This is a genomic window from Sphingobacterium multivorum, assembly GCF_900457465.1.
Taxonomy (GTDB): domain Bacteria; phylum Bacteroidota; class Bacteroidia; order Sphingobacteriales; family Sphingobacteriaceae; genus Sphingobacterium; species Sphingobacterium multivorum.
Map to the genome: position 1 here is coordinate 850,512 of NZ_UAUU01000002.1, position 16,117 is coordinate 866,628.

19 protein-coding genes are annotated in these 16,117 nt (G+C 39.3%); all 19 read left to right on the top strand.

What is annotated here, in order from left to right; genetic code table 11:
* Window positions 1–112: 112 nt before the first annotated feature.
* The 19 genes from DTA23_RS03740 to DTA23_RS03815 all read left to right on the top strand — a co-directional run bounded on the left by DTA23_RS03740 (window position 113) and on the right by DTA23_RS03815 (window position 16,088).
* Entirely contained in the window at window positions 113–667 is a 555-nt protein-coding gene (locus DTA23_RS03740) for a hypothetical protein (protein WP_112373865.1), read from the top strand.
* Window positions 668–827: 160 nt separating this feature from the next.
* The gene (locus DTA23_RS03745; RefSeq protein WP_112373866.1) at window positions 828–2,663 is read left to right on the top strand and encodes an ABC transporter ATP-binding protein; all 1,836 of its coding nucleotides are present in this window, start codon (window positions 828–830) and stop codon (window positions 2,661–2,663) included.
* 103 nt (window positions 2,664–2,766) lie between these two features.
* Window positions 2,767–3,165 carry a hypothetical protein gene (locus DTA23_RS03750; RefSeq protein WP_070563336.1) on the top strand — a complete coding sequence of 133 codons (399 nt, stop codon included), beginning with the start codon at window positions 2,767–2,769 and terminating at the stop codon, window positions 3,163–3,165.
* Between the two features lie 77 nt (window positions 3,166–3,242).
* Complete coding sequence (locus DTA23_RS03755) at window positions 3,243–3,902, top strand: heme exporter protein CcmB (protein WP_046672334.1); 660 nt, start codon at window positions 3,243–3,245, stop codon at window positions 3,900–3,902.
* Between the two features lie 37 nt (window positions 3,903–3,939).
* Complete coding sequence (ccsA, locus tag DTA23_RS03760) at window positions 3,940–4,602, top strand: cytochrome c biogenesis protein (protein WP_046672333.1); 663 nt, start codon at window positions 3,940–3,942, stop codon at window positions 4,600–4,602.
* Between the two features lie 147 nt (window positions 4,603–4,749).
* Window positions 4,750–4,959 carry a CcmD family protein gene (locus tag DTA23_RS03765; protein WP_112373867.1) on the top strand — a complete coding sequence of 70 codons (210 nt, stop codon included), beginning with the start codon at window positions 4,750–4,752 and terminating at the stop codon, window positions 4,957–4,959.
* Window positions 4,960–4,979: 20 nt separating this feature from the next.
* Window positions 4,980–5,822, top strand: a complete 843-nt coding sequence (locus tag DTA23_RS03770; RefSeq protein WP_256602726.1) for a beta-carotene 15,15'-monooxygenase — start codon at window positions 4,980–4,982, stop codon at window positions 5,820–5,822.
* Window positions 5,823–6,138: 316 nt separating this feature from the next.
* Window positions 6,139–6,786, top strand: coding sequence for a BamG-related protein (locus tag DTA23_RS28435; RefSeq protein ID WP_256602727.1), 648 nt, complete (start codon window positions 6,139–6,141; stop codon window positions 6,784–6,786).
* A 19-nt stretch (window positions 6,787–6,805) separates the two neighbouring features.
* Window positions 6,806–7,465 (top strand): BamG-related protein, encoded by a 660-nt coding sequence (locus tag DTA23_RS28440; protein WP_502263816.1) that lies wholly within the window; start codon window positions 6,806–6,808, stop codon window positions 7,463–7,465.
* A gap of 8 nt (window positions 7,466–7,473) precedes the next feature.
* Window positions 7,474–8,103: an LPS export ABC transporter periplasmic protein LptC gene (lptC, locus tag DTA23_RS03780; RefSeq protein ID WP_070563326.1), complete on the top strand. Its 630-nt coding sequence runs from the start codon at window positions 7,474–7,476 to the stop codon at window positions 8,101–8,103.
* 293 nt (window positions 8,104–8,396) lie between these two features.
* On the top strand, window positions 8,397–10,502 hold the full coding sequence (locus tag DTA23_RS03785; protein WP_112373868.1) for a peptidylprolyl isomerase: 2,106 nt from the start codon (window positions 8,397–8,399) through the stop codon (window positions 10,500–10,502).
* Between the two features lie 62 nt (window positions 10,503–10,564).
* Window positions 10,565–11,086, top strand: a complete 522-nt coding sequence (locus tag DTA23_RS03790) for a DUF2480 family protein (protein WP_070563320.1) — start codon at window positions 10,565–10,567, stop codon at window positions 11,084–11,086.
* Between the two features lie 117 nt (window positions 11,087–11,203).
* Window positions 11,204–11,989, top strand: a complete 786-nt coding sequence (locus DTA23_RS03795; protein WP_070563318.1) for a DUF3108 domain-containing protein — start codon at window positions 11,204–11,206, stop codon at window positions 11,987–11,989.
* Window positions 11,990–11,994: 5 nt separating this feature from the next.
* Window positions 11,995–12,558 (top strand): DUF3109 family protein, encoded by a 564-nt coding sequence (locus tag DTA23_RS03800; protein WP_070563316.1) that lies wholly within the window; start codon window positions 11,995–11,997, stop codon window positions 12,556–12,558.
* Between the two features lie 50 nt (window positions 12,559–12,608).
* On the top strand, window positions 12,609–13,580 hold the full coding sequence (locus DTA23_RS03805; RefSeq protein WP_112373869.1) for a polyprenyl synthetase family protein: 972 nt from the start codon (window positions 12,609–12,611) through the stop codon (window positions 13,578–13,580).
* A gap of 1 nt (window position 13,581) precedes the next feature.
* Window positions 13,582–13,851, top strand: coding sequence for a hypothetical protein (locus tag DTA23_RS28445; RefSeq protein WP_256602731.1), 270 nt, complete (start codon window positions 13,582–13,584; stop codon window positions 13,849–13,851).
* Window positions 13,852–13,910: 59 nt separating this feature from the next.
* Window positions 13,911–14,633 (top strand): TerC/Alx family metal homeostasis membrane protein, encoded by a 723-nt coding sequence (locus tag DTA23_RS03810; protein ID WP_256602733.1) that lies wholly within the window; start codon window positions 13,911–13,913, stop codon window positions 14,631–14,633.
* A gap of 266 nt (window positions 14,634–14,899) precedes the next feature.
* Entirely contained in the window at window positions 14,900–15,199 is a 300-nt protein-coding gene (locus DTA23_RS30155; RefSeq protein WP_370445049.1) for a hypothetical protein, read from the top strand.
* A 31-nt stretch (window positions 15,200–15,230) separates the two neighbouring features.
* Window positions 15,231–16,088 carry a C1 family peptidase gene (locus DTA23_RS03815; RefSeq protein WP_370445050.1) on the top strand — a complete coding sequence of 286 codons (858 nt, stop codon included), beginning with the start codon at window positions 15,231–15,233 and terminating at the stop codon, window positions 16,086–16,088.
* Window positions 16,089–16,117 lie beyond the last annotated feature (29 nt).

Consider the following 16,117-nt stretch of genomic DNA (forward strand, 5'->3'; position numbering starts at 1 on the left):
GGTCAAACTGACCACAAGGCTAAAATTGTAGTTGTAGCTTCGTGGCAAAATAAAATTTTACCATCAACGTTAGTTTAAACTAGACATTTGATTAAATAGATCGTCCAAATACATGATGAAATTCTTAAAATTCCTACTTCCAATCGCCGTTCTATTTTGCTTCTTTGGACAGGCCAAGTCGCAAAACAACCCAGATTCCAGCTCTTTTGAGGTCCAACGAAGCCGTGTAAATGACCTACTCGATGCCCGTCAACAGAAATTCGGGGCCTATGACACGAGCCTCACTCAAAAAACAGGACTTTTTGGCCTTTTCAAATCAAAAGGCGACATGCAAAAGAGCATTGATATCCTTAAAGATATTGTTATCACCGACAATAACATTTTCTTAGAGACTCAAAAACTATTGAAAATCAAAGATTTTGAGAAGGATAAATTCCAACAATTGGCAACAGATTACGACAAGCAGGTATCAGCCTATATAGGCACCATAAGTAAGCTTCAAAAAGAGAACGAGAAACTGCGGGCACAGATTGACAAAACATCAGGCAACGGAGGTATAGGCAATATCCTGCTCTATATCGCTTTACTTGTTATCGCCGTATTAGGATATTTACTGTATAAATTTAACGCGCAACTAAAAGCTTCGAAACAACAAAATTTAGGATAAAGCAGCGGCAACAAGCATTTGCACAAGTACAAGCCTCTTAAAACAGCCGTTTTAAATCAGAAAAAGTACGGTTTAGTTCAAAAAATTGACTAAAGTATGATAGCAAAATATTTTTAATCTCTTTACATTTGTCCTCGCAACAAAATTTGAAGTAGCGGATATGGCAAGAGGATTCAACAGCGGTAACAAACAAGAAGAAGATCTACCAAAACCAAAATTGAATAAAGAGCTCCTATTGAGAGCATCTAAATTGATGACCTATTTAAAACCTTATCGTTTTAAATTTGGGATCGGCATGTTTTTCTTGGTATTATCCAGTTTGGCCATGCTCGCCTTTCCGGCTTTGCTTGGTGCCATGATTGATGCCGCGCAAGGCAAGCAAACTTATCCATGGCTTGCACCACATGTTTATTATATTGGTGGAATTGCCTTTATTATTCTGTCTTTTCTATCAGTCGTTTCTTTTTTTCGTATCCGAATTTTTGTTGAGATTGCTGAACGTACGCTATCCGCGTTACGCAAGGATACTTATCTTAAGCTGATTTCTTTGCCAATTGAATTTTTCGCCAATCGTCGTGTTGGGGAATTAAACAGCCGCCTGTCTGCAGACCTTTCACAGATCCAGGATACGTTAACAACAACTTTGGCTGAAATCTTAAGACAGTTGATTAGTCTTTGTTTCGGTGTGTTCCTTTTGGTTTGGGTATCGCCCAAACTTGCCCTCATGAACCTTTGTATTTTACCGATTATCGTTGTAGCGGCCATTATTTTCGGAAAATTCATCCGCGAATTGTCCAGACAGGCACAGGATAAAATGGCCGAGTCAAATAGTATCGTTCAAGAAACATTATTGGGAATAAGCAACGTAAAAGCCTTTGTGAATGAGTACTTCGAGTTTAATCGCTACAGCAATCAAATGGATTCAGTGGTAAAGTTGGCAGTCAAAGGAGCTACTTTCCGTGGTGCTTTTGCCTCTTTTATTATTTTCTGTATTTTCGGTGCGGTGATTGCTGTCATCTGGTACGGCGCGGCATTGGTTTCTATCCATGAAATGACTGTAGGCGACCTGACTACTTATATCTTGTATTCGATGTTTGTTGCAGGCTCCATGGGCAGTTTCCCCGAGCTCTATGCCAATATCCAACGCTCTTTGGGCGCCAGTGAACGGATCTTGGAAATTTTAGATGAGCCCCAAGAACACCTCAATGTAAAACCAACTTGCAAGGAAGTGCACAAGACCATGACCGGAAAACTAAGCTTCAACCATGTTTCCTTTGCCTATCCAAGCCGCCCCGATATTGAAATTCTGAAAGACATCAACTTTACAGCCAATGCTGGCGATAAAATAGCCATCGTTGGACCGAGTGGAACCGGAAAATCAACAATAGCTTCATTGATTCTACAATTCTACACAGCCAATAAAGGGGAAGTATATTACGATGACAAACCGGCATCCGATTTTGAACTTTGCGATATCCGCAACCAGGTCGCTATCGTGCCGCAAGATGTTTTGCTGTTTGGCGGAACAATACGTGAAAATATAGCCTATGGTAAGCTCGATGCCACGGAAGATGAAATCATAGCGGCTGCAAAACGTGCCAACGCACATCAATTTATATTAAATTTCCCCGAAAGCTATGACACCTTAGTTGGTGAACGTGGCGTTAAACTCTCTGGTGGTCAGCGCCAACGGATTGCCATTGCGCGTGCACTATTAAAAGATCCTGCAATCCTTATCTTGGACGAAGCCACTTCTTCCCTAGACTCAGAATCAGAAAGACAAGTGCAGGAGGCGTTGGAAGAATTAATGCGTGGACGCACCTCGATCATTATTGCACACCGACTATCGACCATTATTGATGCCGATAAAATTATCGTTGTCGAAAATGGAATCGTGTCTGAGAGCGGTACGCACTTTGAACTGCTCCAAAAAGAAAGCGGTCTTTATCAGCACCTCTATAATCTGCAATCAAAGCAGCAGAAAATTGATATGTAAAATTTTGTTAATTATTGATTCTTTTTAAACAAATTCACCCTGGGATTGTTCATTTGGTATCATACTTGATTATCATTTGAATATATAACAAAATAGAAGAATTATGAAAAATAGCAAAAATGGATTAGTGGCATTTGCTTTGGTAGGATTAGCTGCGGGAGCTGCTGCATGGTATCTTTTAGGAACTGATGATGGGAAAAAACAATTAGATCGTGCAAATGACGGCATTAAAAGCTTAACTAAGTCATTGAAAGATCTTTCAAAAAAAGAAGCTAAAAAGGCACAAAAACTAGCGAACAGAGCTTCGGCTGAATTAGACAATTTGAAATCAAAAGCACAAGCAGCTTTCAGCAAAGCATCGGATGATGCAGATGCACTGAAAAACAAAGCAAAAGAAGCCGGCAGAGAAGCTTTGGACCACGCTAACAATGCCGCTCAAAATTTGGCAAGCAAAATCGACAATACAACTGATGCTGCAAAATCCAAAATTTCTAACGCATAAGTAAAAAAACAGCTTTTTTAAGAATTGATGGTTTTGGTCACTCCCGTGGTCAAAATACATTTGTATCTTTGCTGCATATGACTTTGCTGCAACAGGTAAAAACTTTAATTCTTAAAGACATCATTCTGGAATGGCGTTCAAAATATGCTATTAACGGAATTCTACTATATGTCGTATCAACTGTTTTCGTCTGCTATCAAGCTTTCAAATCAGTTGATACGGCTACATGGAATGCATTATTTTGGATCATTATGCTCTTCGCTTCGATCAATGCAATCAACAAAAGCTTCGTCCAAGAAAACCCAAACCGGCAACTTTACTACTATTCACTGGTTGATCCCAGAGCGATCATTTTAGCTAAAGTCATTTACAATATGATGATGATGACCCTGCTGGCGATCATTGCATATTTTGTCTATTCGACGATATTCAGAAACCCTGTCGGTGATCCAACACTTTACTTCATTTCGGTCATCTTAGGCAGCATAAGTTTCGCCACAGTCTTTACCATGATCTCCGGGATCAGCTCCAAAGCGGGCAACAACAGCACCTTAATGGCCATCTTGAGTTTCCCTGCCATCATCCCACTGTTAATCGTATTAATCAAGCTATCCCGCAATGCAATAGAAGGCCTGGAAAGGGCTTCCAGCAGCAAAGAAATAATCGTATTACTTGCAATTAATGTAATCACCATCACTATTTCTTTATTGTTATTTCCGTACCTTTGGCGAGATTAAGTGTTAGAATTGAGAACAAACTAAATTCAATTTATCCATGAGAAAAAAATGGTGGAAAATATTAGCGGTAATGATTATCTGTGCGGTCATTATCAATGGTCTTTTGGGACCTGTTCCCCGCCTATTCATCCTTCACGAAAGCATACGCAACGTTTATTTTCATGTCCCAATGTGGTCGGCTATGTTCGTTATGTACCTGGTTTCTGTTATTTATAGTATCAAATACCTCAATACGGGCAAACAGGAGTATGATTTAATGGCCATTGAAGCCGTTAATACCGGAATAACATTTTGTTTTCTTGGACTTGCAACAGGTATGCTTTGGGCAAACATCACCTGGGGAGAGCCTTGGCCAAACGACCCGAAGCTTAATGGCTCTGCCATAGCAACACTGATGTATCTAGCCTATTTGGTGCTCCGCAATGCACTGGAAGAAGAACAAAAAAGAGCCAAAATATCGGCTGTGTACAATATCTTTGCATTTCCGATTATCATCGTGTTACTTTATATTCTGCCAAAGATGACAGACTCTCTTCACCCTGGAAGTGGAGGAAACGCAGCCTTTGGCGATTTAAAAATGAGCAGCGAGCTACGCCCTACATTTTATGCCGCGATGATCGGCTGGCCAATGATTGCAGCTTGGATTTGTTCACTTCGCTATAGAGTACGCCTGCTCGAAAAGAAAGACTTGAACGCATAATATTGAACGGCTAATACCGTACTTTATTTCTAAAATAAAGAAATCCGGTAAAACCCAATCAGTAAAAAACAGAATATTACATAAATCAAATAGCGTGTATCGAATCATATATAACAATGGAAACGACACGAATAATATTTTAAACAAATGAAAAAAATAACATTGTCAATAGCCTTACTACTCTTATCAACTTTGAGCACATTTGCACAGGAGGATGTCGAGATGGCGACTGGATTGCGTAGCGAAGGTAAGATCTACGTTGTTGTATTGGTCATGTTGGTCATTTTTCTGGGTTTGGCTTTCTTCCTTTTCTTGCTCGATCGCCGTATCAGCAAATTGGAAAAAAAGAATAAATAGCATTTTATTGATTGCATACGATGATTATAAGTCAGTTTAGAAATTATTCACCCATCAATATTTTATTTCTATCCATCGTGGGTTTTGTTTTATGCTTAGGCATATTTCTTCACCTTCCGGACAAACTTGATTCTGTAATCTTTGAGCCTGCCTTGGGGAATCTTTTGGGAGAAAATAACTTAATCAACTTCTCTCCTTCGACCAATGTTTTTATCACACTGATCCTGACGATTTCTCAGGCAACGATACTCAATCGCATCACAAGCCATTTTAACCTGCTGGGTAAACCCAGTTTCTTGGTTGCTTTGATGTACATGACACTGGCCAGCCTGTTTTTACCATTTTTGGTACTTTCACCCACACTGATCTGTAATTTCATTTCGATATGGATGTTAAGCAAATTGCTCTCACTCTATCGGCAGACAGATGTTAAAGCCGAAATGTTTGATCTCGGTATGATTGTAGGGATAGGAAGTCTGATCTACTTCCCTTTTCTGAGTATGTTCGCCTTACTATGGATAGGCCTACTCATTTTTAGGCCATTCAACTGGCGCGAGTGGATAACACCTTTACTTGGCCTAACAACGGTCTATTTCATCTTAGCGGTTATCTACCTTTGGATGGGTAAAATGGAGCAGTTTTATACCATTTGGCTACCGTTTACCTACAAATTCCCTACTGCTATTCGCATTCAGTTAGTCGATTATCTGGTACTCGTCCCAGTAATCTTTACGTTAATACTCTTCCTCTTGGTATTGAAAGACAATTTTTTCAAAAGTGTCGTGCATATTCGCAAGTCATTTCAACTGTTGTTTTTTATGTTATGCCTTGCGATAGTTTCTTTTTACTGGAATAAAAACTAACGGAGGCCCATTTTTTACTTTGTGCCCCCTCCATCGCTATTTATATGGCTTATTATTTCACTTATGCCAAAAAGAAATGGTTTTTTTGAAGTTGTATATGCCATCATAACACTGACCATAATCTACTTTCAGTTTTTCTAAACGACTGTACAATAAGTGTTTAACCTTTTTTAACAAAATCGGCTTAACAAGCTCGCAAAAATTGAATAGTTTTGTATGCGATTAAAAGCAAAGAACATTTAATATAAGAGTCAGATAACTCGAAAATTTCACTAAAACTAAATAAACATTAGTTTCTCAATTTTATAGATTGACCATGCAGAAACGCTTTACAAGCTCTCTAAGAAATAAATCACTCCAACTGTTGTTAGCAGGTGGAATTTTAGCTAGTTCTACTACCGCATTTGCACAAAAAACGACATCCGCATCACCTTATTCTCAATTTGGACTTGGTCAGATGCGTGAAGATTTATTGCCACAATATAGAGGATGGGAGGTGTCAATACCGCTGTCCGGAGAATCAATGGCGTGTATAATACCAACCCAAGCAACCCTGCATCTTATTCTGCTACACAGTTTACGACCTTTTGATGCTGGTTTATATGGGAACTACACGCAGTTAAATTCGACAACAAGATCGGATAATACCGCTGACTTTGCCTTTAGCCACATCACCATGACATTCCCAATGAAACGATTTGGTGGTATCAGCTTGGGTATCCTTCCCTATTCAGATATAGGCTATCGGACATCTTCAACGGGAACAGTCAATTCTGATCCTTATACGAAAGTTTTCACGGGCGAAGGTGGTTTAACTAAAGCCTATGCAGGTTGGGGGGTACGCATTGTAAAAGGTCTGAGTATTGGTGCCAATATGTCTTATCTATTTGGAACCCTAAATGATTATAGCCGTGTAGAGTTTTTGCCTTCATCCGGAGCATTAAATACACCAACAACAAAATAAACGTGAAATCCAAGGAATTATCTTTGATTATGGTTTACAATACGAACAACCTTTAAATAGAGAATACTCGTTGATCGTTGGTTATTCAGGATCGCTCAATAATGATATCAAAGAAAGAGCAACTATTTTTAATACACGGGTTACACCTTCAACGGATCCCGACAACCAAAATATCCCGTTGGATAGCACCTATGTTTCGGACCGTAGCAGCAGGCATTTGACGCTTCCGTTGCGACATAATGTAGGTATTACCCTTGCACGTAACAACCGATGGTTAATCGGGGCCGATTTTAAATATGCCGATTGGTCAAGATTTCAGACCAGAGCGGGTGAAAACGAACTACGGAAGAATTATGGCGTAGCGATTGGTGGTCAGATTACACCAGATGTTACTTCGCTTAAATATCTGAACCAAGTAGACTATAGAGTTGGTTTCAGGTATAATAAAACACAATATTTCTTAAGCGACCAGAATATCAACGATATGGCGGTTACTGTAGGTGTGGGACTGCCGTTGGCAAGAAATCAATTTTCAGGAGCTTTCTCTAAAATAAACTTCTCTGCAGAATTTGGCCAAATGGGCAAAATCAGCAACAGTCTCCTACGTGAACGCTATATTAACTTTAATATCGGCTTTACCCTCAATGACCGCTGGTTTAGAAAACCGCCTTTAGATTAATTAATACGATGGTACGCAAGACATTTGCTTCATCCATATTCCAAAATATATCGCCCCTAGTAATCTTATTTTTACTAGGGGCGCTCTCATTGACCTCTTGCGAACCGGATCTAAAAGAGGTAGACCGCATTGCCAATATGAAAAAGGAAGAGGCGGTCGACATTTCGCGTCATGTCGATATTATTTATAGCGATTCCACACGGGTAAAAGCGAATCTCACAGCCCCTGAAATGCGTATCAAACACGATAGCACCGAAGTATACGAATTTCCAAAAAGCATAAAAATCATCTTTTACGACGACAATTTAAAGGAAACTCAGCGAATTACTTCCGACCATGCTATTCGGCGGGAAAAAGAAAAGACCACCGTATTTACCAAAAATGTGGTGGTTACTATGGCTGACGGTTCTGTCATCAAAACAGAAGAGATCATCTATGACGAAAGTAAAGCCGATAGCAACAGCAACATGACCTTTTATAATCATGTTCCCATTACGGCATTCTTTCGGGATAATCGCGGTAACTTACAAGGTTCATCATTTACTTCGGACAAGGATTTTAAACACGTCAATATAGCCAATGCAACTGGTTATACGGTGATCACCAACAACAGTCTTTTCCCTTCCTTAGGTAAATAACTATTTGCAGGCCATAAACCAGATTCAGGTTTAGCTTAACAGCAGGTATAGATCCGAGACAATACCTCCAGGCAGTTTATTTATACGATTAAGTTGTTCAAAACGAATCATTTGAACTAAAAGAGCACAAAAAACTCCACTTTATACAAATAGTTTTCAAATTTGTTTTGTTACATTCAGGAAAATATTCCGTTTTTTTTTATAAAAATTGTATCTTGCACCGCATTTTGCTATGCTATGCATAAATTAACGAAATACAAGTATTTACACAATATAAACACAATAAGCAGACTATGGGATTAATGGGCTTTTTGCGTAACAAAGCTGGTGTCATCTTGACCGCAGCTATGGCTATCGCAATTTTAGCATTTTTACTAGGCGATGTCGTTCGAGGGGGAGCTCCTTTTTGGGCGAGACATCAAAATCGTGTAGGGGAAGTCAACGGAACTGAAATTGAATATCCTGAGTTCAGTAAACAAGTTGAACAAACAGAGGAAATGTTCAAACAACAAATGGGCGGTGCAGTGACCCCTCAAATGCGGACCTACGCTGTTCAACAAGTATGGAATCAATTTTTATCAAGAGAAATCTTGAAAAAGGAAATTGAAAAAATCGGTTTGACTGTCGGTAAAGACGAATTAAATGATTTAGTGCAAGGTAACAACCCTTCACCTCAAATCGTTCAAGCGTTTACCAACCCACAAACAGGACAATTTGACCCGAGTCAACTGCGTGCTTTTATCACCCAAATGAACACATCAGGTAACCAACAAGTGGCTGAACAATGGGAGGAACTACTGAAAGGCGTTAGAGATGAGCGTTTAAGCAGCAAATATGGCGAATTGCTTTCTAATAGCGTATATGTTACTTCTTTGGAAGCAAACGAAGAATACCAAGAGCGTAATAAACTAGCAGACTTCAAATACATTCTTTTGGATTACGCTTCTGTTAAGGATGCTGATGCCAAATTGACTGATGCAGATTACCAAGAATATTATAATGAGCATAAAAGTATGTTCAAAACACAAGAGGAAACACGTGCGATCCAATACGTAATGGTGGATGCAAAACCTCTTGCAAAAGATTCATTGGCCGTAAAAGAGACCATCAATAAATTGAAACAAGATTTAATTGTTTCAAAGGATGACTCATTGTTCGCTTCGATCAACTCCGACAACAAATTTCCATTCACCTATGTAAAAAAAGGACAATTGAGTCCTTCATTGGATTCCGTTGTCTTCAATGTTGCGGTCGGAACAACTGTGGGACCTTTCTTAAACAACAATGCGTATGAAATTGCAAAAGTTGTTTCTACGATTATCAGTCCTGACTCTGTGAAAGCATCGCACATCCTATTGGACCCTGCTGCTGAAGGTGGCGTTGATAAAGCATTGGCAAAAGCAGATTCGATCAAAGGATTGATTCAAAAAGGAGACAATTTTGCTGCGCTTGCAGTTCAGTTCAGCAAAGATCCGGAGAGCAAAACAAATGGTGGTGAACTAGGTACTTTCACAAGAGGCCGAATGGTTCCTGAATTTGAAAAAGCTGTATTCGAAGGCAAAACGGGCGATATCAAAGTTGTAAAATCGCAATTTGGTGTCCATGTCATTAAAATTGAGAAACAATCAGGAAGTTCAAAATATGCAAAAGTTGCTATCATTGACAAAGTGATCAACAGCGGAAAAGAAACGTTGAACAATGCACATAGCAAAGCAACAGCATTCTTATCTGCAGCTACAGCACAGAACTTTGCTCAAGAAGCGAAAAAACTTGGTCTGGAAGCAAAAACAGCCTCACGCGTAACAGCGATGGACAATGTATTAGATGGCGCCGAAGCTCCACGTGATTTAATCAAATGGGCTTTCGAAGCTAAAAAAGGCGATATTTCAGATAAAGTTTTCGAAACTGAAACCTCTTATATCTTAGCAAACTTGGTCGACATACAGCCTAAAGGAACTCTTTCCTTGGATGCTGTTAAGAAAGATATAGAACCTGCAGTAAGAAATATGGTTAAAGCTAGAATCTTGAAAGATAAATTTGACAAGGCTTTAGCAGGTACATCTTCTATTGATCAAGTAGCACAAAAAGTTGGTAAAGCAGCTATTCACGTTGAAAATGTTGTCTTCGCAAACCCAGTTATTCCTGGTGTTGCATTAGAAAACAAAGTGGTTGGTACTGTTTTTGGGCTACAGCCAAACAAACCTTCCAAAGCGATTGAAGGCAATACCGGTGTATATGTTGTACAAGTAAATGGTTTTACCAATCCTGCCGCGATTTCGGATATCAACGGACAAAAGAAACAAATGCTTGCAGCTAAAGCACAACGCGCTTGGGGATCTATTTTCCGCGCTTTACAAGACAAAGCTGAAATCATTGACAATAGAGTGAAATTCTTTTAAAAGATTTTTAAGTAAATTTGTAGCCGGACGAATTATCGTCCGGCTTTTTTTTTGATGTAAATATGGATATTCAAACAGATATTGTCAACAAAGTTGCGCAAAGTGGGTTAGTCACAGTTGACCTGGCCAACTACCATCCTAAAGCAGACAATGTAGTCTATGATATTAAGGATAATCTCTTCCATGGCTTGATTCTTAAAGAAAAGGATTTCCGAGAATTCATTAAGACACACGACTGGTCGCAATACGAAGGTAAACATGTCGCAATTACGTGTACTGCCGATGCTATTGTTCCGACCTGGGCTTATATGTTATTAGCCAACAAATTGGAACCCTATGCGAAGACAGTTATTTTTGGGGATTCAGAGGAGTTGTTGCGTATACAGTATGCTGCGGCAATTGAACAGATTGACATGGAACAATTTCGAGATCAACGTGTGGTTGTGAAAGGTTGTGGCGATACGTTTATCCCAGAGTCTACATTTGTGCAGTTTACGGTAAAATTGAGTAAGGTAGCAAAGAGTATTATGTATGGTGAACCCTGTTCTACGGTCCCCGTATTTAAGCGGACACAGCCTAAATAACTCAGCTCAACATAAGTATATGTCATCGTCCATGAAGGTCTCATTAACTCCAAAAGTTAAATTTATTTGAATGAAATTAACATTTCTTTTTCAAACAAATTTCGTAAACTTACGTACATGAAACTTATATCGACTTTGCTCCTTTACTTATCCGTTATCGTAAGTACTGCTTTCGCTCAAGATTTACCGCATTTAAAAGAATCGGCATTTAAAGGTGGCGAGAAATTAAAATATAAACTCCGTTATGGCTTTATTTCAGCCGCAACAGGGACATTAACCGTTGAGGATACCAAGGATGGAGCCGGAAACCCTTCATTTCATCTATACGCTGCCGGCAAAACAGCTGGCGCCTTTGCCATATATACGGTGAGAAATGAATACAACTCGTATATCAACAGCAAGACATTTTTACCGTATTACTATACGGAAAACATTCGTGAAGGAGGATATAGACGGAACGATAAGGTGCGCTTCAACCAGGAGACAAATAGTGTTGTAGGCAACAAGGGGACTTTCAATTCGAAGGTAGATCAGACTTTCGACTTGCTTTCTTCCTATTATTTCGCCCGAAATCTAGATCTGTCGACTGTTAAACCAGGAGAATCTTTTAAGCTGACTTATTTTTTGAATGATGAGATTGCCACCTTAGGCATACAATATATTGGAATAGAAAAAATAAAAACGGAATTAGGCACTTTAGAATGTCTCAAATTCAGTCCTGAGATTAAACCAGGACGTATCTTTAAAAAAAATAGCAAGCTTTATCTGTGGGTAACCAATGATGGCAACCGTATTCCGGTCAAAGCCAATGTAGATATTCTAATCGGTTCGGTAACACTGGAATTACTCGAAGCCAGTGGATTGAAATACAAATTGGGACAGAAAGCAAGCTACTCAAAATAATTAGAATGATTGAAGTAGGAAATGTATTGGTGCACGAAGATCTAATCAACAATGACTTTGTGTGTAATTTATCAAAATGTAAAGGAATTTGTTGTATTGAAGGCGATTCAGGCGCACCTTTATTGGAGAGTGAAAAGGCTATATTGGAGGAGATTTATCCCAAAGTAAAGCCCTATATGACAGAGAAAGGTATTGAAGCGATTGAAGAGCAAGGGAAGTATGTTGTCGATATTGATGGCGATCTAACGACCACTTGTGTTGATGGGAATAAAGAATGTGCCTATGTGACCTGGGAAAATGGCATTACAAAATGCGCTATCGAAAAAGCTTACGAACTTGGCGAGGTGCATTGGCGAAAACCCGTTTCGTGTCACCTCTATCCTATCAGGACAACACATTACCCCGAATTCGACGTACTTCACTATGACCGTTGGCATATCTGTAAAGATGCATGCTCATTTGGTAAAGAATTACAGGTCCCTGTATTTAAATTTTTAAAGGATCCTCTCATCCGAACCTATGGTGAGGAATGGTACAAAAATCTTGAGAAAGCAGTCGAAGAGTTGTAACAAAATCACTATCTTTAAGCTTTAACTATTTTGGTATTTCACCCCAATTCATGTCAAAATTAAGAGAGATCCAACGTCCTATTGCCCATGAACTTGAGGCTTTTGAAAAAAAATTCAAAGCTTCAATGAAAAGCTCCGTCCCCTTGTTGGATCGCATTACACAATACCTGATCAAACGTAAAGGCAAACAAATGCGGCCCATGTTTGTGTTCTTTTCTGCTGGGATATGCAACGGAATCAATGAATCCACCTACAGAGGAGCTGCTCTCGTAGAATTGCTGCATACCGCATCACTCGTACATGATGATGTGGTAGACAACTCCTACGAACGCAGAGGTTTTTTTTCCATCAATGCTTTGTGGAAAAATAAAATTGCTGTTTTGGTGGGTGATTTTCTGCTGTCAAGGGGCCTGCTCCTTTCTGTAAAACATCAGGATTATCACTTACTAAAAATTGTATCGGAAGCTGTTGATCAGATGAGCGAAGGTGAATTGCTTCAAATCGAAAAGGCCCGTAAACTGGATATCGAAGAGTCTATTTATTTTGAGGTCATTCGAAAGAAAACAGCTTCGCTGATTGCCTCTTGCTGTGCCTGTGGATCGGCTTCTTCGAATGCAGATCAGGAGACAATCGACAAGCTCCATCAATTTGGTGAAAAGATCGGAATTGCATTTCAAATCAAGGACGATTTATTCGACTTTGGTTTAGATGACGTTGGCAAACCACTCGGCAATGACATCAAAGAGAAGAAAATGACCTTACCGTTAATCTATGCCTTGAATCAAGTGACTTCAAGTGAAAAGCGAAGGATCATTAATTTGATTAAAAACCATAATGAAGACACACACAAAGTGGCTGAAGTCATCGACTTTGTCCGCCAGAGTGGTGGGCTCGAATACGCTACAAATAAGATGCTGGAATACCAACAAGATGCTTTCCAGATCTTGGAAGACTTTCCCGACAGTGAATACAAATCGGGGTTGGAGCAACTGGTAAAATATACAACAGAAAGAAAAAAATAAAATGAGTCACGAATTAATGTTTTTTGGCGGATTCCTCATCTTTATTGCACTTATGCTAGCAATAGATCTAGGCTTATTCTCCAAAGGCGACAAACCTGTTAGCCTAAAGATGGCTAGCATCATGAGCGCCATCTGGGTCTTATTCTCCTTGGGTTTCTATTGGCTCCTTCGTCACTATGGATTTGAATTGCACAATATCCATGACTTGGACCACCTTCAAGAAATCATTACAAACACCACCACGATATTAAAATCATTCCCGGTGATTTAGCGGCGAGTCTCGAGCTCTACAACAAAAACCTTGGTCTGGAATATATCACCGGTTACGTTGTGGAATATGCCCTATCCGTAGATAATATCTTTGTGATGGTATTATTATTTACTTCTTTTGGCATTCCAGAGCGCTATTACCATAAAGTTTTGGTGTGGGGAATTTTGGGCGCAATCATTATGCGTTTCTTGTTTATTTTCCTTGGCGCAACCCTTATTGCTAAATTCGGCTGGATCCTCTATGTTTTTGGTGCTTTCTTGGTCTTTACAGGGGTCAAAATGTTTATCAACCGTAACCAGGACGAAGAAGTGGATCCACAGAATCACCCGGTCGTTAAATTTGCTTCCCGATACTTTAAGGTAACCCCCAAATTAGATGGTGGACACTTCTTCCATGTAGAGAACGGCGTGAAATATATGACACCGCTATTTCTTGTACTGCTGGTCATAGAATTTACGGATTTGATTTTTGCTGTGGATTCTATCCCTGCAATTTTCTCGGTTACCAAAGATCCCTATGTTGTATTTTTCTCCAATATTTTTGCAATACTTGGATTGCGGTCGATGTTCTTCCTTTTGGTCAATATCATCCACAAATTCCAATACCTCAAAGTAGGTTTAGCATTTTTGCTGGTCTTCATTGGTTTAAAGATGCTGCTGCATCATTGGTTGGCCGAAGTAGGTTTTACAACAACACATTCGTTGATCGTTATTGTCGGCATACTTGCATTGAGTATCATTGCTTCGCTGCTTTTTCCGAAAAAAGCTGAACCGACTGATTAAACGACTATTGAAAGCGTACCGACGGTCATTATTCGGCGAGAAACTCCGGTAATCCGCGCGAAATTACAAACGATACAGAACACCATGGTCAGAAAGAAATTTCTGACCATTTTTATGTGATATTATGCTTTATGCATATCCTATTCTCCAGCAAAAGATTGCAGAAAACAGCAGATTTTTAAGAACAATTATTTTACAGAGGAATTTACCTTACTAAATTTTATTTATTTAATTTAGCACCACACTAAATTAACAAAATACTAACAATGAATTGGAATAAAACGATTGTACTAGCTGCTTCACTTTTCGCAGCTTCATTCCAAGTACAAGCACAAGACAATTTGATCAATGCGCTAAAAGCAAATCAAAATGACAATAGCAAATCTGGATTTACATTTACTGAAGTTATCAATCTTGGTAACACATCCATCAAAAACCAAGGTTCATCTGGTACTTGTTGGTCTTATTCAGGTAACTCTTTCCTGGAGTCAGAAATGATCCGTATGGGTAAAAAACCAGTGGAGATCTCACAAATCTATACCGCGCGCCAACACGTATTTAGATAAAGCACGCACGTATGTACGCCTTCATGGCGGATTGTCATTGGGTGAAGGTGGTCAATTCCATGATGTGTTGAACTCTTTCCGTAAATATGGTACAATGCCGCAATCGGCTTACACAGGTCTTCACTACGGTACTACACGTAACAACTTTGGTGAAATGACCAATATGTTGGATGCGATGTTAGGAGCAGTAGTAAAAGGTAAAACATTAACGCCAAATTGGGAAAAAGCCTATACCGCTGCGATGGATTCTTATCTTGGGGAAGTACCTGAGAAATTTGACTATAACGGTAAATCCTATACACCGCGCACCTTTGCAGATCAGGTAATCGGTATCAATCCGGATGATTACGTGGGTATTGCTTCGGTAACTGACCATCCATACTACAGCCAATTCGTATTGTTGATTCCAGACAACTGGTCATTCGACCGTTTCTATAATGTTAAGATGAACGATTTAACGGACATTATTGACAACGCTTTACAAAAAGGTTATACGGTAGCTTGGGCTACTGACGTATCAGAAAAAGGTTTCTCTTGGAAAAACGGTGTAGCTTATGTACCAGAAAAACCTTTCGAGGAAATGACAGATCAAGAAAAGTCAACAATGTTTGTTGGTCCTAAACCAGAGTTAAAAGTAACACCGGAAGAAAGACAAAAAGCTTTCGACAACTGGCAGACTACAGATGACCACGGTATGCATATCGTAGGTCTTGTAAAAGATCAAAGCGGAAAAGAGTATTACATCGTTAAAAACTCTTGGGGTACAACAAATGACTACCATGGTTATTTATATGCTTCAAAAGAATTTGTACGATATAAAACAACTTCTTTGATGTTACATAAAGACGGTCTAACAAAAGATTTAAAATCGAAGATAAATATCAAATAAGCGATTTATCAGTCCACGAAAACACCTCT